The sequence below is a fragment of the Arthrobacter alpinus genome (genome assembly GCF_001294625.1).
Lineage (GTDB): Bacteria > Actinomycetota > Actinomycetes > Actinomycetales > Micrococcaceae > Specibacter > Specibacter alpinus_A.
Window position 1 is genome coordinate 3,490,011 of record NZ_CP012677.1, and the last position, 19,194, is coordinate 3,509,204.

Sequence of the window (19,194 nt, forward strand, 5' to 3'; positions counted from 1 at the left end):
GGGATTCATGAAAATTGCACTCTTCGCCACGTGCATCGTGGACGCCATGTATCCGCGCACGGCACGCGCCACGGTCACCATCTTGGAGCGGCTGGGGCACGAGGTCATCTTCCCGGCCGGGCAGGCTTGCTGCGGTCAGATGCACGTGAACTCCGGATATTTCAAGGAGGCCCTGCCCGTGGTGGCGAACCATGTGGCGGCCTTTGATACCGATGACTACGACGTCGCCGTGGCACCTTCGGGCTCCTGCGTCGCCAGTGTGAAGCACCAGCATGAACTGGTGGCACGGCGCTGCGGCGACGCCGCGCTGGAAGCTCGGGCCGCCGTCGTCGGCGCCAAGACCTACGAACTCTCCCAACTCCTCACCGACGTCCTGGGTGTCACCAACGCGGCGGAGCAGCTGGGCTCGTACTTCCCGCACAAAGTCACCTACCACCCCAGCTGCCATGGCATGCGACTGCTCAAGCTGGGGGACAGGCAGCTAAACCTGCTCTCGAGCGTGGCAGGCATCGAGATGGTGGAGCTGCCCGAGGCGGAGCAGTGCTGCGGCTTTGGCGGCACCTTCTCCATGAAGAACGCCGACGTCTCCAGTGCCATGAACGCCGATAAGGCAGCGAACATCTGCGGCACCGGCGCCGAACTGTGCTCGGGCGGCGACGCCAGCTGCCTGCTGCACATTGGCGGCGGGCTGTCCCGGCAAGGCAGCCACGTGGGCACCTTGCACTTCGCGGAGATCCTGGCCTGCACACTAGATCGCCCGGCGACCGTCCTGGGCGAGGTCCAGCTGGCAGGGGGCAAGCGATGAGCAACACGTTCCTGGGCATGCCCTCGCTTCCGGTTTTTGGCAGCGGCAACCTCAACGCCACCGAACCATTTCCGAAGGCTGCGCGCCGGGAACTGGCCAACACGCAGCTGCGCGCGAACCTGGGACACGCTACCGCCACCATCAGGGACAAGCGCCTGAAAGTGGTGGCTGAGCTTCCCGACTGGGAGGACATGCGCGATTCCGGCAGTGCCATCAAGGACGCCACCATGGCAAACCTTCCGGCCCTGCTGGAGCAGTTTGAGGCCAACTTCACGGTCCGCGGCGGCGTCATCCACTGGGCCCGTGACGCGCAGGAAGCCAACGAGATTGTCACGGCCCTGATCCAAGCAACGGGTGAAAGCGAAGTGGTCAAGGTCAAGTCCATGGCCACCCAGGAGATCGGCCTGAACGAATACCTTCAGGAACAAGGGATCGCTGCGTATGAAACGGATCTGGCCGAGCTCATTGTGCAACTCGACCACGACAAGCCCAGCCACATCCTGGTCCCCGCCATCCACAAGAACCGCAGCCAGATCCGGGAGATCTTCCTGCGTGAGATGGTCGACGTCGACCCCGGCCTCAGTGATGACCCGGCACGGCTGGCGGAGGCCGCCCGCAAGCACTTGCGCAAGAAGTTCCTCTCCGCCAAGGTGGCCGTCTCCGGCGCCAACTTTGGCTTGGCGGAGACCGGCACGCTGACGGTGGTGGAATCCGAGGGCAACGGACGCATGTGCCTGACCCTCCCAGAAACCCTCATCACCGTCATGGGCATCGAGAAGCTGCTGCCGTCCTTCACGGATCTGGAGGTGTTCATGCAACTGCTCCCGCGTTCCTCCACGGGCGAGCGGATGAACCCTTACACCTCCCTGTGGACCGGTGTCACCCCAGGAGACGGCCCGCAAAACGTGCACCTAGTCATGCTCGATAACGGGCGCACCGCAGCCCTCGCCGATAAGATGGGCCGCACGGCGCTGAACTGTATCCGCTGCTCCGCCTGCATGAACGTGTGCCCGGTCTACGAGCGCACCGGCGGCCACGCCTACGGCTCCACTTACCCGGGCCCCATCGGGGCGATCTTGTCACCGCTCATGACGGGCATCACGAGCGAAGAGAACAACTCGCTGCCCTACGCCTCGTCGTTGTGTGGTGCCTGCTACGACGCCTGCCCCGTGAAAATCAACATCCCCGAAGTTCTGGTCCACCTGCGCGGCGAGGACGTCGACTCCACACGGGGCAAGGTCAAGGTGCCCACCCAGATGGACCTGATGATGAAGGGTGCCCAGTGGGCGTTTTCCTCCGGCTCGCACCTGAACCTGCTGGAAAAGGGCCTGCCGCTGGGCAAGCTCGTGGCCGGCCGGAACAAGGTCATCAAGAAACTGCCCGGGATCGCCGCCGGCTGGACCCAATCCCGAGACATTCCCGCCCCGCCCAGCCAGTCATTCCGCCAGTGGTGGGCCAAGGAACACAAGCCAGGTAGCGCTGTCGGCCCCGGCACCACCACCGAAGGGGAACAGGCATGAGCGCCCGCGACGAGGTAATGAACCGGATCAAATCCGCCCTGCGGGACGCCCCCGTGGCGCCCGAGATCCCACGCAACTACCGCAGAGATTCGCACATGGGCGCGGGCCAGCGACTGGACCTGCTGGTGGACAGGCTGGTTGACTACAAGGCCAATGTGTTCGTGGTGCCGGCCGCGGACGCTTCCGCCAAGCTCGCGGAACTGCTGGCGGGATCTTCCTCCATCGTGGTCCCGCATGGACTGCCGGAGTCCTGGCTTGCCGCCGTGAAGAACGACGCCGGGACCGTGAGACTCCAGGTTGACTCGCCTGAGCGTCGCCTCACGGTGGAGGAGTTGGACGCCGTGGATGCGGTGGTGACGGCGGCCGCCGTCGCGGTGGCAGAGACGGGGACCATCATGCTCGACGGCAGCCCGTCGCAAGGTCGGCGCGTCATCTCCCTCGTTCCCGACAGACACATCTGCCTGTTGCTGGCGCAGGACATCGTGGAGGTGCTACCCGAGGCAATTGCGCGTCTGGAGCCCACCTCGCCGCAAACGTGGATCAGCGGCCCCAGCGCCACGAGCGACATTGAGCTGGAACGGGTCGAGGGCGTCCACGGCCCGCGCACCCTGGACGTGGTGATCCTGAACTGATGGCGAGCCCGGTGATTGAGCTTGCCGAAATCACCAGCAACCCAGGCTCTACCGGCGGGGTCTCGACAGGCCCGACCGGCGGTGGAATCATGGCACCCATGAGGTCTGCAGAGTTGTTCAGTGACGCATTTGGCCGGATTGATGACATCGTGCCCCGGGTCCTGAAAGGACTGGACGCGCAGGCGCTGAACTGGCGCCCCTTTGGGAGCGGCAATTCCATCGCCTGGCTGGTGTGGCACCTGTGCCGCGCCCAGGATGAGCAGCTGGCTGCTGTTGCCGGAGCGGAGTCCGTGTGGAAAGCTGGCGGATATGCCGCACGGTTTGGCTTGGCCCTGGATCCTTCGGACACCGGCTACGGACACAACTCCGAACAGGTCTCCGCAGTGCATTTTGACTCCACCGAGCTGCTTCTCGAATATCACCACGGCGTTCTGGCGCAAAGTCTCGAGTATGTCCGGGGGCTTCAGGACACCGATCTGGACAGGATTGTGGACCACCACTGGGACCCGGTCGTCACACTCGGCGTGCGCCTGGTCAGCATCCTCGACGACTGCGTCCAGCACGGCGGGCAGGCCGCGTACGTCAAGGGCCTGCACGTGGGCTGAAAGCCAGACGGGAGGCCGTTGTGGTGATCCGCCGCCGGCCGGCCAGAGGCGAATCACCACAACGGCCCCCCGGCCCCCCGGGCGCCCGGGGGCGTGTGCACCTACACCCGGACTGCCTCCCGGGCCACCGGCGTCGTCTCGGGTACCGATGCCCGGCCCGGGACAAAGGCGGCCAGGAGTCCGGCGAGGGCTGCGGCCCCGACGGCGATGGCGAAAGTGACCCGGAAAGCATCGAACGTGGGGACGGAGACCGGACCCACGGGCATGGTCATCGACGCCAGGACGACGCTGAGGACCGCGGCCGAGGTGGAGGTGCCGATGGCGCGCATCAGGGAGTTCAAGCCGTTTGCCGCGCCAGTTTCGGTGATTGGCACGGCGCCCATGATGAGTGCGGGCATGGCGGCAAAAGCGAGACCAATGCCGGCGCTGATCACCATCGAGGACAGCATGACCTGCCACACCTGTGCGTTCAAGAACAAGACCAGAACATAGCCGGCACAGATGACAATGGCGCCGGTGATGAGTGTGGTTTTGGGTCCCTTGCGGGCCGAGAGTCTGGCTGAGACCGGAGAGAGGGCCATCATGACTAGGCCGCCCGGGGCCAGGGCCAGCCCCGTCATGAGCATCGACTGGCCCAATCCGTAGCCCGTGGCTGACGGGGCCATGAGCAGCTGTGGGAACACCAGCGACATTCCGTACATGGCGAAGCCGATCATGATCGAGGCCATGTTGGTGAACAGAACCTGCGGCCGTACCGAAACCCGCAGGTCCACGAGGGGGGCGGTGATGCGCAGTTCGTAGGCGCCCCACGCCAGCAGGGTGATGATGGAGAAGCCGAAGAGGCCGATGGTGGACAGGCTTCCCCAGCCCCAGTCGCTGCCCTTGGTGATCGGGATCAGCAGTGCCGATAGTCCAACGGCCAGTCCCAGGGCGCCAGCGAGGTCGAACTTGGCGGGCGTGCGAACCGTGGATTCGGGCAGGACTAACCAGACTAGGGCCAGGCAGGCTGCGCCCAAGGCGGCTGCCGCCCAAAACAGCATGTGCCAATCGGAGCTTTGTGCGATGAAAGCGGCCAGCGGCAAGCCGACAGCGCCGCCGACACCCATGGTTGCGCTCATCGTGGCGACGGCCGCCCCGACCCTTTGGGGCGGCAAAAGATCACGCATGATGCTGATGCCCAGCGGGATGGCGCCCATGGCCAGCCCCTGAAGAGCGCGGCCGGTGACCATGATGGCCAGGGAATCCGTCAGGGCGCAGAGCACCGAGCCCATCACCATGGCCAGAAGGCTGATGATGAGGATCCGGCGCTTGCCGAACATGTCACCGAGGCGCCCGCCAATGGGGGTTACCACTGCACCGGCGAGCAGGGTTGCCGTGATGGCCCAGGAGGCGTTGGCGGAGGTGGTGTTGAGCATGGTGGGCAGGCCCGGGATGAGTGGAATGATCAGCGTTTGCATGAGCGAGACAACGATCCCGCAAAATGCCAGTGTGGCGACGACGACCTGGGGTGCTGGGTTGCGGTGGGGATTGATAATGCTGGGCACTGGGCTCCTGTTTGTCTAACAACGACTTGAATATGTATGATGCAATCAATATGTATTGTACATAAAGATGCGGGTGGAAATACGTGCTACACGAAAATTCTGTGCTGGAGCGGATGGAATACGAGCTCATGCTCTTCTCCCGGTACTACCTCCGGCCGCAACACGGCGCAGAAGGCCTACTGGATAGATCCGCCTTCGTCTTGTTGAGCCGGCTGGAAAATGTGCCCCCCATGACGTTGAAGGAGCTTGCTGCGACGCTGCGCCTGGACGGCTCCACGGTGCACAGGCAGGTGGCGGCGCTGCTGCGCCCGGAACTGCTGGCGTACGCAGCCCACAACGGCGGTGAACTCGCCCGGCGCGTCACGCCGACGGCAGCCGGACGGGCAGCCTTGGAGCAGACCAGAGACACCTATGCCCAAGGCATTGACCGGGTCATCTTTGAGTGGTCTGCGGCCAAGCGTGCACAGTTTGTAGGGCTTCTCCAAGACTTCAACCAAAGCGTTGAGGAACTCGAAGGAAGTCCCTGGCCGCGCAGCTAGCGTGCACCCGGAGGGTGCCAGTGTGAGGCCTCTTACATATTCTTCGTTCCACGCCTAGACTGACGGCACCCCAGTGTCCGCCTTGGAGCGCTTGCGCTCCGGCAGCATCGGCTGTCCTACACCGCAGATGATGGGGTTGTTTTCTTGTTGCACTGGAAGGTGCCAGTAGGCGCCTTCTGAACTAACTGGGAAGGAATCACATCCATGTCAGGAAATAAGGCCGTTGCCTACAAGGGACCCGGAGTCGTCGAGGTCATCGACATCGACTACCCGACGTTTGAACTGAAGGACGGGCCGGGCGTCAACCCGGCCAATGTGGGGCGAAAAGTGCCCCATGGCGTCATCTTGCGCACCGTCGCCACCAACATCTGCGGATCCGATCAGCACATGGTGCGAGGACGCACCACAGCGCCGTCGGACCTGGTCCTGGGCCATGAGATCACCGGTGAGGTTGTTGAGGTTGGACCCGATGTTGAATTCATCAAGGTGGGGGACATCTGCTCGGTGCCCTTCAACATCTCCTGTGGCCGTTGCCGCAATTGCAAGGAACGCAAAACCGGCATCTGCCTGAACGTCAACCCGGACAGGCCAGGCAGCGCCTACGGGTACGTTGACATGGGTGGCTGGGTTGGTGGCCAGGCCGAATACGTCCTGGTGCCCTACGCGGATTGGAATTTGCTGAAATTCCCCGACAGGGACCAGGCGCTGGAGAAGATGCTGGATTTGACCATGCTCTCGGACATCTTCCCCACCGGCTTCCATGGCGCAGTGACGGCCGGGGTCACGGTTGGTTCCACCGTCTACATTGCAGGTGCCGGCCCGGTGGGCCTGGCAGCCGCGACCAGCGCACACCTGCTGGGCGCCGCCGTCGTGATTGTCGGAGACATGAACGCCGAACGTCTGGCAGCGGCCCGCGCGTTTGGTTGCGAAACCATCGACCTTTCCGAGGGTGAGCCGGGCGGGCAGATTGAGCAGCTGCTCGGTGTTCCCGAGGTCGACTGCGCTGTCGATGCCGTAGGTTTCGAGGCGAAGGGGCACGGCCACGGTGCCGGGGAGGCGCCAGCAACGGTGCTGAACTCGCTCATGGACATCACGGCCGCCGGCGGTGCCTTGGGCATTCCCGGCCTGTACGTCACCGGGGATCCGGGCGGCATCGATGCGGCCGCACAGAAGGGCGCCTTGAGCTTGAGCCTGGGCACCGGCTGGGCCAAGTCGCTGTCCTTCACCACCGGGCAGTGCCCCGTGATGAAGTACAACCGTGGCTTGATGATGGCGATCCTGCACGACAAGGTCTCCATCGCCAAAAACGTCAACGCCAAGGCGATCTCCTTGCTCGATGCCCCGCGCGGTTATGCGGAGTTCGACGCCGGTGCGGCTACGAAGTATGTGCTGAACCCCAACGGCTACCTGGGCTAGCCACCGGGTCTCGACGGGCTCGACCACCGGTGGTCGAGCCCGTCGAGACCCGGGCCTATCCCGCTGGTGTCAGGGGCGCCCGTAGCGGCCAATCGCCGGTTTCGAGGATGACCTGGGCGCAGGATCCGCTTTGGCTGTTTAGTAACAGCGGCGCAGCCAGGTTCACGGTGCTTTGTACCCCCGGGTTCACCACCACCAGTACCGTCACGCCAGCGGCATCGGTCCCGATGGAGGACAGCTCGGTGTCGTCCAGCTGGGGTGTGTAATGAGGCAGATGCGTGGCGGCGTCCACGAGGTACAGGCGTGCGCTGCCATCGTTGGCCGTGAGCGAAAAAAGCCCCGTGGCATCTGCAATGGCCGCCAGTGTGAACTTCACCGCTGGTTCCAGGCCCGGCGGCGGTGCCACAAAGAGCAGTTGTGCTGGAACCGGCAACTCCACAACGCTCATCGCAGGAAGTCCATCAGCGTTGGCTGGAGCACCTTGGCCGTGACGCTCAGGGCGGCCTGGTAGGCCAGCTCCTGGGTTTTGACATCGAGAATGGCCCGGCCCAAATCTAGGTCCTCAATACTTGAGCGTTGATTTTCCAGGTCCACGGCGGTGTTGACGTTGGTTGCTTGCGCCCGCAGCAACTGGGCGTGGCGGGTGCCCAGCTCGGCGCGTCCGTCAATGGCCCTGTTGACGGCCGTGTCCATGGCACCTAGCTGCCCTGCTACGTCGCCGCCAGGGGCGCGCAGTGCATCAGCAATCTTGGAAAGTAGCTCAAACACCGGATCTCCGTCGGTAGTGCCAAAAATCGCGGCGCCGTCGGCGTCTACACGAACGGCTGCGCCGGAACTGATGCGGCGTTCAACTGTGCTGTCTGGATTGCCCGTGTAGGCGAGCGGATCGCCCGTGTACGCGACACCCTGGTTGGTGTTGCCAGCGAAGATGCTTCGGCCCAAATATTGGGTGTTGGCTTGGGTGAGGAGTTCGGCCCGGATGGACTCAAGCTCGGTGGCGATGGCCTCGCGCCCAGCCTGGGTGGTGGCACCGTTGGACCCTTGCAGGACAAGGTCCTTAGCCTTCTGCAGCAAAGTGGTGACACCGGCCATGGCGCTGTCGGCGGCGGCAAGCCAGTTGGTGCCGTCGGCAATATTGCGGGCATACTGTGCCGAGGCCGCTTGCTGTGCTCGGACTGCCAGGGAGTCAGCTGCCGCCGCCGGGTTGTCGGAGATGTTGGGGAATTTTTTCAGATCCAGTGCAGACTGCTGGGCCTGCGCCAGCTTGGCTGAGCTGGACTCCAGATTCCTGTGGGCTGCCGCGGCCATGGTTTGCATGGTGACTCGTCCCATCATGGTCAGCGTCCCACCCTTCCTGTCTGGTTGATAAGGACGTCCAGCGCCTCGTCAATGGCTGTCATGACCCGGCTGGCTGCCTGGTAGGCGTGCTGGTAGGAGAGCAAGTTCACGTTCTCTTCGTCAATATCCACCGAAGCATTGGATTGCTGGGCTGCCATGGCATTGGTGAGTGAGGTCCCGGCAGCCACGTCCTGTTGCAGGGCGACGCGCACGGCAGTGCCCGTGGTCAGGACGGTCTCGGTCCACTTGGCATCCGGCGAATCCTTGGCCAAGCCGATCCTGGAGATCTCATCCGCCATGGAGCCGTCCAAGGCGTTGTTTGCACTGCCTGAGGTGGCAATGTCCGCAGCACTCTTGGCCAGCACCGTCAGACTCAGGGCGGCCCGGGGCCCGGCGGTAATAGCGAAAAACGGGTCGCCCAGGGTCCCGTCCGCCTTGAACGCTTTGGTGTGGAGGGTGTTGACCTGGTTGGCCAGGGACTCCGCCAGCCGGTCGTATTCGGCGGCTGTCTCGGCAATCACACCGCCGGTTTTTTGGTCGTTGGCCCGGCCGAGGACGGACAGGGTGCCGGCCAACTGGCCGCCGTCGAGGTCCACGGCCATGCCAGGGCGGCGTTCCCACTCGAGCTGGACGCTGCCCGGGCCCGACATGGTGGTGGGGCCGCCAACCTTGAGCGTGTTCACTTGTTTGCCGGAAACCAGGACGTTGCCGCCCACCAGAATCTCGTTCCCACCATTGGGCAGCTCACGCACGGTGCCACCGGTCAGCTGTGAAAGCTTGGCGGTCAAGGTGTTGCGCTGGTCGATCAGTTCGTTGCCGGGGTGACCGGTGGCTGCTGTGGCACGTATCTGGTCGTTGAGGGAGGCTACCTGCGCCGCGGTGGCGTTCACTTCCTGCACCAGCATGTCCGCCCGGCCCCGCGTCTGCGACCACTGGGTGTCCAGGGCCCGGTATCCCTCGGCAATGTTCTGGGCCAAGGAGTTGGCGTTCCCCAACAAGTTGGCCGTGGCAGCGATGTCGCCCGCATGGTTGGAGATGTCACCCCATGCGGCCCAAAAGCTTTGCAGCTGGCCGGAGATGGCCCCGGTGCCTGGCTCTTTCATGCGGTCTTGGATGTCAGTCAGCGCATCAACACGGGCGTTGGTGTAGCCGGCGCTGGAGAATGCAGTCCGCACACGTGCGTCAAGGAAAGTGTCCCCCAGCCGGGAAATGCCGCTGACACCAACGCCCTGCCCGGGCTTGAGGCCCACGTTGAACAATGAACCAGTGGCAGGCATGCCGATGGCGGAAAGTTCGGCGCGCTGGCGGGTGTAGCCGGAAGTGTTCACGTTGGTCAGATTTTGGCCCACGACGTTCAGCCCGGTCCTGGCGGCGTTCAAGCCGGACAAGGCCGTGTTCAGGCCACTAAAAGTACTCACAATATCCTCAACAATTTAGACGCTTTTATCCAAGAACCGCGTGCCCGGCTCCGTGCTGGTGTTCCCCAGATGGTCATAAGTTCGCGCATCCGCGGCCACGGCGGCCATGGTCTCCTGCGCGGAACGCAGTCCTTCCCGCAGAAATTGCAAATTGGTGTCGCGCAAGGTGCGAACCTGCTCCACCTGCGCCGTCATCGCGGCAAAGTGGGAGCCAAGGATCTCTGCCCACGGCCCCGCACCACCCGCAGCGCTGAGGTCTTGCAAACTGGCATCCTCCGGCAGGCCCCACTGAAGGGCGACGGCGGCGGCGATCGCGATGCGCTCAAGCGAGGCGGCGCGCAGGCGTGTCATCACATGTTCAACTTCCCGCGTTGCGTGATCCAGCCAGCGGGACTTGCCTGACGCCAACACAAGATGTTCTTCCTCGAGCTTAAAAACTAAAAGGTCCAGTAATTCTCGTTCGCGCCACAACGCGGCGCTCAATTCCTGAGGGCCCATGAGTAGGTCCTTTCACTGGGCCGACGGGGTTTCAAATTCTACTATCGGCATGGACGGCTGATCCGTAATGTGTCAAGTTTCCATTGTCCCAGCTAAGGGGGTATTGGCACAGTCACGGCCCATGGGTGGACTGTACATAGTACAAATGTTGCCAATTTGATATACGTAATTACTTATAAGGACTACTTAGATTGCGCTTTTTCACCTAAGGTGACAGAGTCACCTGCTTCAGTCGCGGGTGAAACACACTGGGGGGTGTCCATATCGACTATTGAAGTCATGTGTTGGCAAGGGGGGCTTTACCGTTGAATCGCGAAGAACGCGACTATCTCGTTGTGCAAAATTTACCTCTCGTGGGGTACTTGGTCTCAGAAATTTGCATGCGTGCCAGTCATTTGTCCCGCCCCGACCTTGCGCAGGTGGGGGCCGTGGCGCTCATCCAGTGCGCGGAGTCTTTTGATGCCAGCCTGGGTGTGCCTTTTGGCGCCTATGCCCGACGCCGGATCAAGGGTGCGTTCGCTGACGAGTTGCGCCGTGAAGATTGGGCTACCCGAGGTGCCCGCTCCCGTATGAGCGAGCTTGCCCTGATGCAAGAAACCCTCTCCGGCGCCCTGGGCCGGGTGCCTTCCACCGACGAGCTGGCCGGGGCGCTCGGTGTTGAGCGTGCAGCGGTTGAGGCCTCGCAACTGGACGCGGCCCGAAGCGTCACGCCACTGACCGACGTGATCACCGATCTGGTGGCAGCCACCTCACAAACGCCCGAGGAGTTAGTGCTCCAAAATGAGCACGAGGCGTTCCTGGGGGAGGCTGTAGCCGCATTGCCGCAGCGAATGCAGTACATCGTGGAGCAAATCTACTACCGGGACAGAACAGTGAAGGAACTGGCAGAAGAGCTTGGCTCAAGCCATTCGGCCGTGTCCCAGCAGCGAGCCGAAGCCATGCGCCTCCTGCGTGACGGCATTGAGCGGCACTATCTGGCCACCGCGGATGCCCGCTCACAACCGCACGCCCGGATCGCTGCGTCCCGCCGCGAAGATTATCTTGCGGATCTGGGGTCAAGGACGCTGGGTGGGGCCACCCGCCTACTAGGCCAGGCGGCCTTTGGTGGCACGGCAAAGTCTGTGCTGGCCCTGGGCTGAGCTACCGGTTTTAGGCGATATTTATGCGGTGGGAAATATTTCTTGCCACCAAGTTGCTAACCGGCGGGGGTGTAGTGCCGACAGTGGGGTTTAGCTGCCCATGGATGGGCGGCGGTTCACTACCCACTTTTCACGGAGGACTTACTCATGGGCATGCAAGTCAACACCAACATCGCGGCGAACAACGCGTACCGCAACCTCAGCAACACCCAGAACGACCTTTCCAAGTCGCTGGAGAAGCTTTCCAGCGGTTTGCGCATCAACCGTGCAGCCGACGACGCCGCCGGCTTGGCCATCTCCGAGGGCTTGAAGGCCCAGGTCAATGGCAACACCGTTGCTGCCCGCAATGCCCAGGACGGCATCTCGGTCATCCAGACCGCTGAAGGCGCCCTGACCGAAGTTCACACCATCCTGCAGCGCATGCGCGACCTGGGTGTCCAGGCTGGCAACGATTCCAACAACGTTGATTCACGCAAGGCCATCACCACCGAGGCTGCGGCGCTGACAGCGGAGCTGACCCGTATCTCCACGGCCACCAATTTCAATGGCATCAAGCTCCTTGACTCCACGGCAGGCACCGCAGGTGTCATGTCCTTCCAGGTAGGCGCAGGAGCCGGAGCTGACAACCAGATCAAGGTTGACCTGACAGGGGCAAACGTTGCCACCGTTGCCACGGCTGCTGGCGCCCTGCTGTTCGATTCCGCGACAAACGCAGCCGCGGCTGTCACAGGCCTAGACGCGCAGATCACGGCCGTATCGTCGGCCCGTGCGGATCTTGGTGCATCGCAGAACCGTATGGAGTCAGCCGGCCGCTCGCTGGCAGTCTCCAAGGAAAACCTGTCCGCAGCTGCTTCACGCATCACGGATACCGACATGGCAGAGGAAATGGTCAAGTTCACCCGCGCGAACATCCTCTCCCAGGCAGGCACGGCCATGCTGGCCCAGGCCAACCAGTCCAACCAGGGCGTCCTGAAGCTCTTGGGCTAAACCGAAACACCACGCCGGACACTAAACCCGCCGGCACCCGACTGCGGGCGGCCGTGACAGCCTGAAATGACTGTCACGGCCGCCCACGGTGCAGTCACGGCATGAGGCTCCGGGCCGCAACACGGACCACACAAAAGTTACCGCCGGACAGGACAACTGCCGGTAGAGACGCGGAGAGGATATCCCCATGGGCATGGGAATCGACGGATTAACCTCAGGGCTGGACACCACAGCCATCATCAACGCGTTGATGGGTGCCGAAGCCATCCCGCAGACGTTGATGAAGAAGACCGTCGCCAACGACACTTACCTCCTCACCGCGCTGCAGGCACTTAACACCAAATTTGCCAGCCTGTTCACACAGGCAGCGGCGTTGGCGAAGCCGGACGGCCTGGCCATGTACCAGGCCAGCTCTTCATCGCCGGCCATCACCGTCACAGCTGCCGCCGGTGCCCGGCCCATCGCCCTGGATGTGAACGTCACCCAATTGGCGCAAGCCCACGCAGTGGTCACCGCCCCGCAAACCGCCTGGCCCACCAGCCCCGCAGTGCTCACCTTCGTCAAGACCGACGGCACCAAGGTGGAGGTGAACGCTGACTCCGACTCACTGGATGCGATCGCCTTCGCCGTCAACAAGTCCGACGCGGGCGTCTCCGCCGTCAAGGTGGCCTCCGGCACTGACGCCTCCGGAGCCGCGCTTTACCGGCTGCAATTCACCGCCACGGAGACAGGTGCTGCCGGTGCGTTCAAGGTCTATCAGGGCAGTGCTGCCGAGGTCGACGCCGGCACGGCCCCATCCCTGACGGCTGCCCCGGGTGCCGCCGTGCTGCGCACTGGCCAGGACGCCCAAGTCACGTTGTGGGCAGGTACTGCCGCAGAACAAACAATTTCCTCGAAATCCAACACCTTCACGGCGATTTCCCCCGGAATCGACATCACCGTCAACCAGCTGACCACCACCCCCGCCGTGGTAAGCGTCATCCGCGACACCGCACAGGTCACCGCCGCGGCGAAGGACCTGACGGCCAACGTCAACATTATCCTCGGCTCCATCTTCACCCAGTCCACCGTTTCGGGTGGCGGGGCTGCGGGAAGTGCTGTCACCTCCGGCCTGTTCACCAGCAACAGCACCACGGCGGCAGCCAAGGACAGGCTCTTCACCGCCGTCGTGTCCCCGGTCAACGGAAAGTCACTTTCCACCATCGGGATCAACTCCACGAAAAACGGTGACCTGGTCTTTGATGAGAAGGTGTTCGCCGCGGCCTACGCGAAGGAACCGGCCCTGGTGGAAAGCACGCTGGCTGCCATCTCCCAACGGGTGGCCGACGCGGCCAAGGCCGTCTCGGATCCCCGCGATGGCACGCTGTCCCAGAGCGTCAAAGGCAAGCAGACTGTCATCAACGACCTCAACGCCCAAATTCTCAAGTGGGATGACAGGCTGGCCCAGCGCCGCGGTGCACTGCAGTCCATCTACACGAATCTGGAAGTCCAATTGGGCAAGATGCAGTCACAACAAAACTGGCTGACCTCGCAAATCGGTTCCCTTGATGCCGGAAGCAGCAAAAAGTAAGTGAATACCATCCCCCACGCCAACCGTTCACTGAACGCGTACCAGCGTGAAGCTGTTATGTCGGCGTCTCCTGCACGCCTGCTGGTGATGCTCTATGACAGGCTCTTGCTTGACCTGGCCAGGGCCCAGACGGCCCAGCAAAGCGAATCCTGGGAGGTGGCACGGGAGAACCTGCTGCACGCCCAGGACATCATTGGAGAACTGGCGGGATCCCTTAACGTGGACGCGTGGGATGGGGCACAGAACCTGCTTGGCATTTACAACTACACGGGCACAGCCCTGATGAACGCCAACATCTACCGCAATGTAGAACTGACCCGCGAATGCATCACCATCCTTGAGCCGCTGCGCCAGTCCTGGCACGATGCCGCCGCGCAACCGCTGGCATCCGCACCGATCGGCCACTTGGGGACGCTGGCGTGAACGCCTGGCAAGCCTGGGAACGCGCACTGGAGCAATTGCAGCGCGACGCCCACCACGCTATCGAGCAGGCAACGAGCCGCACTTTCGCGGACGCGGCAGGCGGCGCCCACCTGGCGTGGAGCCCGCCGGAGAGCCTTGGCGAGCTGCCTGCCGGGCTTGCCGCCCGGGCCACGGCGTTGCTGGCCTTGCAAGAGCGGGCGGCGACGCTGATCGCTGCCTCCCGCACCGACGTCGAACAGGAAATCCACGCGCTCACCGTGACACGCACGCCGGTCAGGTCCGTGTACGTGGACGTCACCGGATAAGTACCGGCCGGCGTCGGCGGATCAGTTGCCGCTAGCCCCTTACGAAACCACGCACCTTGCCGATAAGTATGTAGGAGCACGGATTGCTCACCCCTTAGGCCATGGATAGGCCCCGTTTTTACGTACGTCAAGGAAGAGCACAGTGCTGGATTCCGTGGTCACCGTAGCGCTGACGAGTGCGCTGAACTCGTTGTCGGAACGTCAAAGGGCGATCGCCAACAACATCGCCAACATCAACACTCCTGGCTACACGGCCAAGCGCGTCATGTTTGAAGACGCCCTGGCCGCCTCAGTGAAGGCAGGCGACGGCGACGTGAAGGCCACCACCTTGCGCTCGCTTGAACCGACACAGCTCAACGGAAACAACGTGAACCTGGACACCGAAACACTCTCCAACGTTGAGACCACCCTGCGCTACCAATTCGCTGCCCAGGCAGTCAACGGCGAGTTCACATCCATGCGCACAGCGTTGAAGACGCAGTAATGGCCGACGCAATTGGCATTGCCTCCACGGCGCTGACCGTCCACCGGAAATGGTTGGACGCGGTCTCGGACAACCTGGCCAACATCAACACCGCCACCCCCACCAGCGGCGAAGCGTTCCGGGCCCGCTACGTGGTGGCCCAGGCCGGCGAAGGGAACTCCGGGGTGTACGTCGCCGGCGCAGCGTTTGGCGATGCTGAAGGCCGGATGGTGTACGAACCGGACCACCCGCTGGCCGATGAACAAGGCTACGTGCGGTACCCGGACATCGACCTGGGTTCGCAGATGAGTTCACTGATCATGGCCCAGCGCGGCTACCAAGCCAATGCCGGTGTTGTAGACCGGGCGAAGACCATGTACGAAGCAGGACTCCAGATTGGAAAATAGCCCATGAGTTTCGCCCCCATCGCCGGAGTCCAGGCGACGACGCCCACAGCTTTTTTGCCCGCCACGGAAGCCTCCGCCGGTGCCACGAACGGGAACGGGTTCGGGCTGGCCTTGACGGGTGCCCTGGACAATGCGCAGGCGCTGTCCAGCGAATCGAAAACCCTCGCCGTCCAGGCAGTGACAGGGAACCTCGATGACATCCACAACGCCACCATCGCCTCAACCCGCGCCCAGGTGACCTTGGAGCTGGTTGCCACGGTGCGCAACAAGGGCGTCGACGCATTTAACGAGATTATGAGGATGCAGGCCTGATGCCTCCCGTCATCACCAAGTTCATGGGCCGGGCCTCCGGGACCCTCAAGGGTTTCAGCATGGCCCAGCGCACCCTTGCCGTCATTGGTATTGCCGTGCTGGTGCTGGGCACGGTGGCCCTGGCGTCTTGGCTGAGCAAACCTACGTACTCCCCCCTGTTCTCTGGGGTTGCCGCGGCAGACGCCAGCGCCATTGTGGCCCAGCTCAAGACGGACAACGTCCCCTACCAGCTGAGCAACGGCGGCTCCACCATCTTGGTGCCCGACGCCAACGTCTATGAGGAACGGCTCAAGTCCGCCTCTGCCGGCCTGCCCGCCGCCACCACGGGCGGCTACTCCCTCCTGGACACCATGGGGGTGACGTCCTCGGAATTCCAGCAGAATGTCACTTACAAGCGGGCCATGGAAGGTGAACTGGCCAAGACCATCATGGCCATGAAGGGCGTGCAAAACGCCTCAGTGAAACTGGCCATACCGGAAAAGACCGTTTTCACCTCCACCAAATCCGATCCCACGGCCTCGGTTTTTGTTGAAACCGGCGGTTCGGCTGCCATGTCAGCGGGCCAGATCGAAGCAGTGGTGCACCTTGTCTCCTCCGCCGTGGACGGGCTGACCCCGGCCAACGTGTCGGTGGTGGACGCGAAGGGCACTGTTTTGTCGGCCGCCGGCAGTGCCGCAGCAGGCGGGGCTGACAAGCAGCGGACGGAGTATGAAAACCGGGTGGGTGCGGCCGTCCAGTCCATGCTTGACCGGGTGGTGGGGCCGGGAAAATCCACTGTCTCGCTGACAGCTGCGATGGATGAATCCTCCTCCCAGGTCCTCAAGGAGTCCTTCGTGGCCCCGGAGGGTGCCCCCGCCCTGAACGAGTCCTCTGAATCCATCAAGTCCACCTCCGGCACGGGTGCCGGGGCGGGCGTCCTTGGTCCGGATAACATTGCAGTCCCCAACGGGGCGGCGACCGGGGGTAACTCCGAGTCCACAAACGTGACCAAGAACAATGCCGTGGACAAGACCACCGCCAACACCAGTATCCCGGCCGGGACCTTGCAAAAGCAGTCGCTGGCGGTTGCCGTGGACACCGATGCTGCCAAGGCCGTGGACGCTGCCACGCTCACTGACATGGTGGTTGCCGCGGCAGGAATTGACCGTGCCCGGGGTGACGTGGTGACGCTTAAGGTCATGCCGTTCTCCACGGCAACAGCCGATGAAGCCAAATCGGCGCTGGATGCCGCCAAGGCCGACGCGAATGCTGCGGCCACGGCCAAGACCTGGCAGACCATCCTCTACGCCGCGCTGGCGGTCCTGCTGCTCCTGCTGATCCTGGTCCTGTACGCCCGCAAAAATCGGCGCCAGGTGCGTGAACTGGTTGATTTGGGTGAGCGGACCGAAACGGCGAACCAGCTGAATGCCCTGTCCATGGTGAACGGGCTGGAGACGACGGCGCTGCCGAGAATCCCGGAGCCCGTGGCACTTCCCGCCGTGGAAAACACCGACACCGACACCAAACGTGCCTCCATTAATGCCCTGGCCCTGGCGGATCCTGGCAAGGCTGCGGTATTGATGCGCACGCTCATGGATGATGGGCGGCAGGCATGAGGGACACGCTGGTACTTACCGGAGCACAAAAAGTGGCTGCCATCTTGATGCAACTCTCCCCCCAGGGTGCGGCAGCAGTCATGGGCCACCTCAACGACGAAGAGGCTGAGACTGTGGCCTCGGAAATCGTGCGCATGCGCCGTGTCCAGCCGGAGGTGGCCGACGCCGTCATTGAGGAAATTCACGAGCTTGCCATCAGCGGGCGCACCACGGCGACCGGTGGCAGGGAGTTTGCCGCTGGCTTGCTGGAAGCCTCCTTTGGCAGCGAACGGGCAGCGGGATTCATGGAACGACTGGCCACCGACATGGCCGGGAAACGGTTTGAGTTCCTCGACGACGCCGGCCCCACTCAGGTGGTCTCCTTGCTGGAAGGTGAGCTGCCGCAAACCATCGCGCTGGTGTTGGCCCATTTGGGTTCGCAAAGCGCGTCGGCGGCCCTCTCGGCCATGCCGGCAGCCATCCGGGCGGAGGTTGCACAGGCCATCGCCACCATGGGCCCGGCCCATCCAGACGCCGTGGATATTGTGGCGGAAACCCTCAAGCAACGCGCCGTGGCCATGGTGGCACCCCGCGGCAGGCGTGCAGCCATTGGCGGCGTGCAGCCGTTGGTGGAGATCATCAACCGCGCCGACAGCGCCACCGAAAAGGCGCTCATGGAGGATCTGGACGCCCGGGACCCGGGCCTCGCGGCAGAACTGCGCTCGAAAATGCTCTCCCTGGCTGATTTGGTCAGATTCGCCAACCACGACATCCAAAAGGTACTCCGCGGCATTGACCCCACCACGTTGGCCAAGGCCATGCAGGGCATGCCCGCCCCCGTTGAGGAGGCCGTCCGGGCTAACATCTCCGAGCGCAACCGTGAACTGTTGGAATCCGAGATCGAGATCCTAGGGCAGGTCCGTGCCGTTGACGTGGAACTTGCGCAGTCGGAGATTGTACGTGCCATCAGGGCATTGTTTGCGGCCGGAGAGATCACGGTCCTAGAGGACGAGGCCACCCGTGGCCACTAACTCCACGGCCACCGCCGCGACCCCTTTGGTCTTCCCTGCCGTACACGGCCCCTCAGGGGCGGCCGTGCGCCAGGAGCGCCAGCGTGGGTACACCGAGGGCCATACCGCCGGGTACACGGCCGGAATGCGCCGGGCCACCGAGGAAGCGGGGCGCCTGCAGCTGCTCCAAAACAGTGAACATGTGGCCCTGCTTGCGGAGTTGCGCGCCGCCAACGCAGCAAAAATCGCGGCCCTGACCGTGTGCACAGAGTCAGTCGCAGCCACAGCGACCCCCGTGCTTGCCGACGTTGAACAAACCCTCTTTGATGCCGCGCTGGCACTGGCTCAGGCAATTCTGGGACAGGAACTGAACGACGCAGGAACCTCCTCCCGTGCGGCACTCACCCGAGCACTGGCCGGGGGAGGGGACGTACCGCCGCTGCGGGTGCGGATGAATCCGCATGACGTGGTGGCATTACAAAGCCAGCCCGACGGGTTGGTGGCGGGCGGGATTGACATTGTCGGCGACCCCGCCATGGCGCCCGGGGATGCCGTCGCGGACTTTCCCGACGGTTTCCTGGACGCCAGCATCGCGTCCGCGCTGGAACGTGCCCGCCAAGCGCTGCAGGAGTCGCGGACGTGACCGGGAACAGCCGCGGTGGCGCTCCCGCGATTTTTGCCCACCCACG

22 protein-coding genes are annotated in these 19,194 nt (G+C 63.4%); 17 read left to right on the forward strand and 5 right to left on the reverse strand.

All coding sequences use genetic code 11. From position 1 onward, the window contains the following. Nucleotides 1-7 precede the first annotated feature (7 nt). The 4 genes from AOC05_RS15840 to AOC05_RS15855 are packed head-to-tail and all read left to right on the forward strand — an operon-like array spanning nt 8 to nt 3,562. Nucleotides 8-805, forward strand: a complete 798-nt coding sequence (locus AOC05_RS15840) for a (Fe-S)-binding protein (RefSeq protein WP_062008221.1) — start codon at nt 8-10, stop codon at nt 803-805. After that, nucleotides 802-2,325, forward strand: a complete 1,524-nt coding sequence (locus AOC05_RS15845) for a LutB/LldF family L-lactate oxidation iron-sulfur protein (protein WP_062008223.1) — start codon at nt 802-804, stop codon at nt 2,323-2,325. Before AOC05_RS15840 ends, AOC05_RS15845 begins: the two co-directional genes overlap by 4 nt. Further along, a complete protein-coding gene (locus AOC05_RS15850) occupies nt 2,322-2,957 on the forward strand; it encodes a LutC/YkgG family protein (protein WP_062008225.1) in 636 nt (211 codons plus the stop codon). Before AOC05_RS15845 ends, AOC05_RS15850 begins: the two co-directional genes overlap by 4 nt. Before the next feature lie 11 nt (nt 2,958-2,968). Further along, nucleotides 2,969-3,562: a mycothiol transferase gene (locus tag AOC05_RS15855; RefSeq protein WP_315899800.1), complete on the forward strand. Its 594-nt coding sequence runs from the start codon at nt 2,969-2,971 to the stop codon at nt 3,560-3,562. Between the two features lie 101 nt (nt 3,563-3,663). On the opposite strand, the gene AOC05_RS15860 is transcribed toward AOC05_RS15855, so the two are convergent. After that, a complete protein-coding gene (locus tag AOC05_RS15860; RefSeq protein WP_230085394.1) occupies nt 3,664-5,106 on the reverse strand; it encodes an MFS transporter in 1,443 nt (480 codons plus the stop codon). Between the two features lie 83 nt (nt 5,107-5,189). On the opposite strand from AOC05_RS15860, the gene AOC05_RS15865 reads away from it, so the two are divergent. Further along, a complete protein-coding gene (locus tag AOC05_RS15865; protein ID WP_154604720.1) occupies nt 5,190-5,645 on the forward strand; it encodes a MarR family winged helix-turn-helix transcriptional regulator in 456 nt (151 codons plus the stop codon). A 204-nt stretch (nt 5,646-5,849) separates the two neighbouring features. Beyond that, nucleotides 5,850-7,061 carry a formaldehyde dehydrogenase, glutathione-independent gene (fdhA, locus tag AOC05_RS15870; RefSeq protein ID WP_062008229.1) on the forward strand — a complete coding sequence of 404 codons (1,212 nt, stop codon included), beginning with the start codon at nt 5,850-5,852 and terminating at the stop codon, nt 7,059-7,061. 55 nt (nt 7,062-7,116) lie between these two features. Here fdhA and AOC05_RS15875 read toward each other — a convergent pair whose 3' ends face one another. The 4 genes from AOC05_RS15875 to AOC05_RS15890 are packed head-to-tail and all read right to left on the reverse strand — an operon-like array spanning nt 7,117 to nt 10,315. Next, on the reverse strand, nt 7,117-7,509 hold the full coding sequence (locus AOC05_RS15875) for a flagellar assembly protein FliW (protein ID WP_062008231.1): 393 nt from the start codon (nt 7,507-7,509) through the stop codon (nt 7,117-7,119). Continuing rightward, nucleotides 7,506-8,396 carry a flagellin gene (locus tag AOC05_RS15880; RefSeq protein ID WP_062008233.1) on the reverse strand — a complete coding sequence of 297 codons (891 nt, stop codon included), beginning with the start codon at nt 8,394-8,396 and terminating at the stop codon, nt 7,506-7,508. The genes AOC05_RS15875 and AOC05_RS15880 overlap by 4 nt, the downstream gene beginning before the upstream one ends. Nucleotides 8,397-8,398: 2 nt before the next feature. After that, nucleotides 8,399-9,817: a flagellar hook-associated protein FlgK gene (flgK, locus tag AOC05_RS15885; protein WP_062008235.1), complete on the reverse strand. Its 1,419-nt coding sequence runs from the start codon at nt 9,815-9,817 to the stop codon at nt 8,399-8,401. Nucleotides 9,818-9,832: 15 nt separating this feature from the next. Then, entirely contained in the window at nt 9,833-10,315 is a 483-nt protein-coding gene (locus tag AOC05_RS15890; RefSeq protein ID WP_062008237.1) for a flagellar protein FlgN, read from the reverse strand. A 353-nt stretch (nt 10,316-10,668) separates the two neighbouring features. Here AOC05_RS15890 and AOC05_RS15895 point away from each other — a divergent pair, with 353 nt between their 5' ends. The 11 genes from AOC05_RS15895 (at nt 10,669) to AOC05_RS15945 (ending at nt 19,148) form a co-directional block, all read left to right on the forward strand. Beyond that, nucleotides 10,669-11,454 (forward strand): sigma-70 family RNA polymerase sigma factor, encoded by a 786-nt coding sequence (locus tag AOC05_RS15895; RefSeq protein ID WP_230085618.1) that lies wholly within the window; start codon nt 10,669-10,671, stop codon nt 11,452-11,454. 147 nt (nt 11,455-11,601) lie between these two features. Next, on the forward strand, nt 11,602-12,441 hold the full coding sequence (locus tag AOC05_RS15900) for a flagellin (protein ID WP_062008241.1): 840 nt from the start codon (nt 11,602-11,604) through the stop codon (nt 12,439-12,441). 187 nt (nt 12,442-12,628) lie between these two features. Continuing rightward, nucleotides 12,629-14,011 carry a flagellar filament capping protein FliD gene (gene fliD / locus AOC05_RS15905; protein ID WP_062008243.1) on the forward strand — a complete coding sequence of 461 codons (1,383 nt, stop codon included), beginning with the start codon at nt 12,629-12,631 and terminating at the stop codon, nt 14,009-14,011. Next, nucleotides 14,012-14,434: a flagellar export chaperone FliS gene (gene fliS, locus AOC05_RS15910; protein WP_062008245.1), complete on the forward strand. Its 423-nt coding sequence runs from the start codon at nt 14,012-14,014 to the stop codon at nt 14,432-14,434. Next, on the forward strand, nt 14,431-14,739 hold the full coding sequence (locus tag AOC05_RS15915) for a hypothetical protein (protein WP_062008247.1): 309 nt from the start codon (nt 14,431-14,433) through the stop codon (nt 14,737-14,739). The genes fliS and AOC05_RS15915 overlap by 4 nt, the downstream gene beginning before the upstream one ends. A 142-nt stretch (nt 14,740-14,881) precedes the next feature. Then, complete coding sequence (flgB, locus tag AOC05_RS15920; RefSeq protein ID WP_062008249.1) at nt 14,882-15,223, forward strand: flagellar basal body rod protein FlgB; 342 nt, start codon at nt 14,882-14,884, stop codon at nt 15,221-15,223. Next, the gene (locus AOC05_RS15925) at nt 15,223-15,609 is read left to right on the forward strand and encodes a flagellar basal body rod protein FlgC (protein ID WP_062008251.1); all 387 of its coding nucleotides are present in this window, start codon (nt 15,223-15,225) and stop codon (nt 15,607-15,609) included. Before flgB ends, AOC05_RS15925 begins: the two co-directional genes overlap by 1 nt. Nucleotides 15,610-15,612: 3 nt before the next feature. Beyond that, nucleotides 15,613-15,921 carry a flagellar hook-basal body complex protein FliE gene (locus AOC05_RS15930; protein WP_062008253.1) on the forward strand — a complete coding sequence of 103 codons (309 nt, stop codon included), beginning with the start codon at nt 15,613-15,615 and terminating at the stop codon, nt 15,919-15,921. Next, nucleotides 15,921-17,516: a flagellar basal-body MS-ring/collar protein FliF gene (fliF, locus tag AOC05_RS15935; RefSeq protein WP_062008255.1), complete on the forward strand. Its 1,596-nt coding sequence runs from the start codon at nt 15,921-15,923 to the stop codon at nt 17,514-17,516. Before AOC05_RS15930 ends, fliF begins: the two co-directional genes overlap by 1 nt. After that, a complete protein-coding gene (gene fliG / locus AOC05_RS15940) occupies nt 17,513-18,526 on the forward strand; it encodes a flagellar motor switch protein FliG (protein ID WP_062008257.1) in 1,014 nt (337 codons plus the stop codon). Before fliF ends, fliG begins: the two co-directional genes overlap by 4 nt. Continuing rightward, nucleotides 18,516-19,148 carry a FliH/SctL family protein gene (locus AOC05_RS15945; RefSeq protein WP_062008259.1) on the forward strand — a complete coding sequence of 211 codons (633 nt, stop codon included), beginning with the start codon at nt 18,516-18,518 and terminating at the stop codon, nt 19,146-19,148. Before fliG ends, AOC05_RS15945 begins: the two co-directional genes overlap by 11 nt. Nucleotides 19,149-19,194: the final 46 nt, after the last annotated feature.

Coding starts and splice junctions, on each gene's coding strand:
- AOC05_RS15925 (WP_062008251.1), top strand. CDS start 15,223: ATGGCCGACGCAATTGGCATTGCCTCCACGGCGCTGACCGTCCACCGG.
- fliD (WP_062008243.1), top strand. CDS start 12,629: ATGGGCATGGGAATCGACGGATTAACCTCAGGGCTGGACACCACAGCC.
- AOC05_RS15890 (WP_062008237.1), bottom strand. CDS start 10,315: ATGGGCCCTCAGGAATTGAGCGCCGCGTTGTGGCGCGAACGAGAATTA.
- AOC05_RS15875 (WP_062008231.1), bottom strand. CDS start 7,509: ATGAGCGTTGTGGAGTTGCCGGTTCCAGCACAACTGCTCTTTGTGGCA.
- fdhA (WP_062008229.1), top strand. CDS start 5,850: ATGTCAGGAAATAAGGCCGTTGCCTACAAGGGACCCGGAGTCGTCGAG.
- fliG (WP_062008257.1), top strand. CDS start 17,513: ATGAGGGACACGCTGGTACTTACCGGAGCACAAAAAGTGGCTGCCATC.
- AOC05_RS15900 (WP_062008241.1), top strand. CDS start 11,602: ATGGGCATGCAAGTCAACACCAACATCGCGGCGAACAACGCGTACCGC.
- AOC05_RS15850 (WP_062008225.1), top strand. CDS start 2,322: ATGAGCGCCCGCGACGAGGTAATGAACCGGATCAAATCCGCCCTGCGG.
- AOC05_RS15845 (WP_062008223.1), top strand. CDS start 802: ATGAGCAACACGTTCCTGGGCATGCCCTCGCTTCCGGTTTTTGGCAGC.
- AOC05_RS15880 (WP_062008233.1), bottom strand. CDS start 8,396: ATGATGGGACGAGTCACCATGCAAACCATGGCCGCGGCAGCCCACAGG.
- AOC05_RS15840 (WP_062008221.1), top strand. CDS start 8: ATGAAAATTGCACTCTTCGCCACGTGCATCGTGGACGCCATGTATCCG.
- AOC05_RS15930 (WP_062008253.1), top strand. CDS start 15,613: ATGAGTTTCGCCCCCATCGCCGGAGTCCAGGCGACGACGCCCACAGCT.
- fliF (WP_062008255.1), top strand. CDS start 15,921: ATGCCTCCCGTCATCACCAAGTTCATGGGCCGGGCCTCCGGGACCCTC.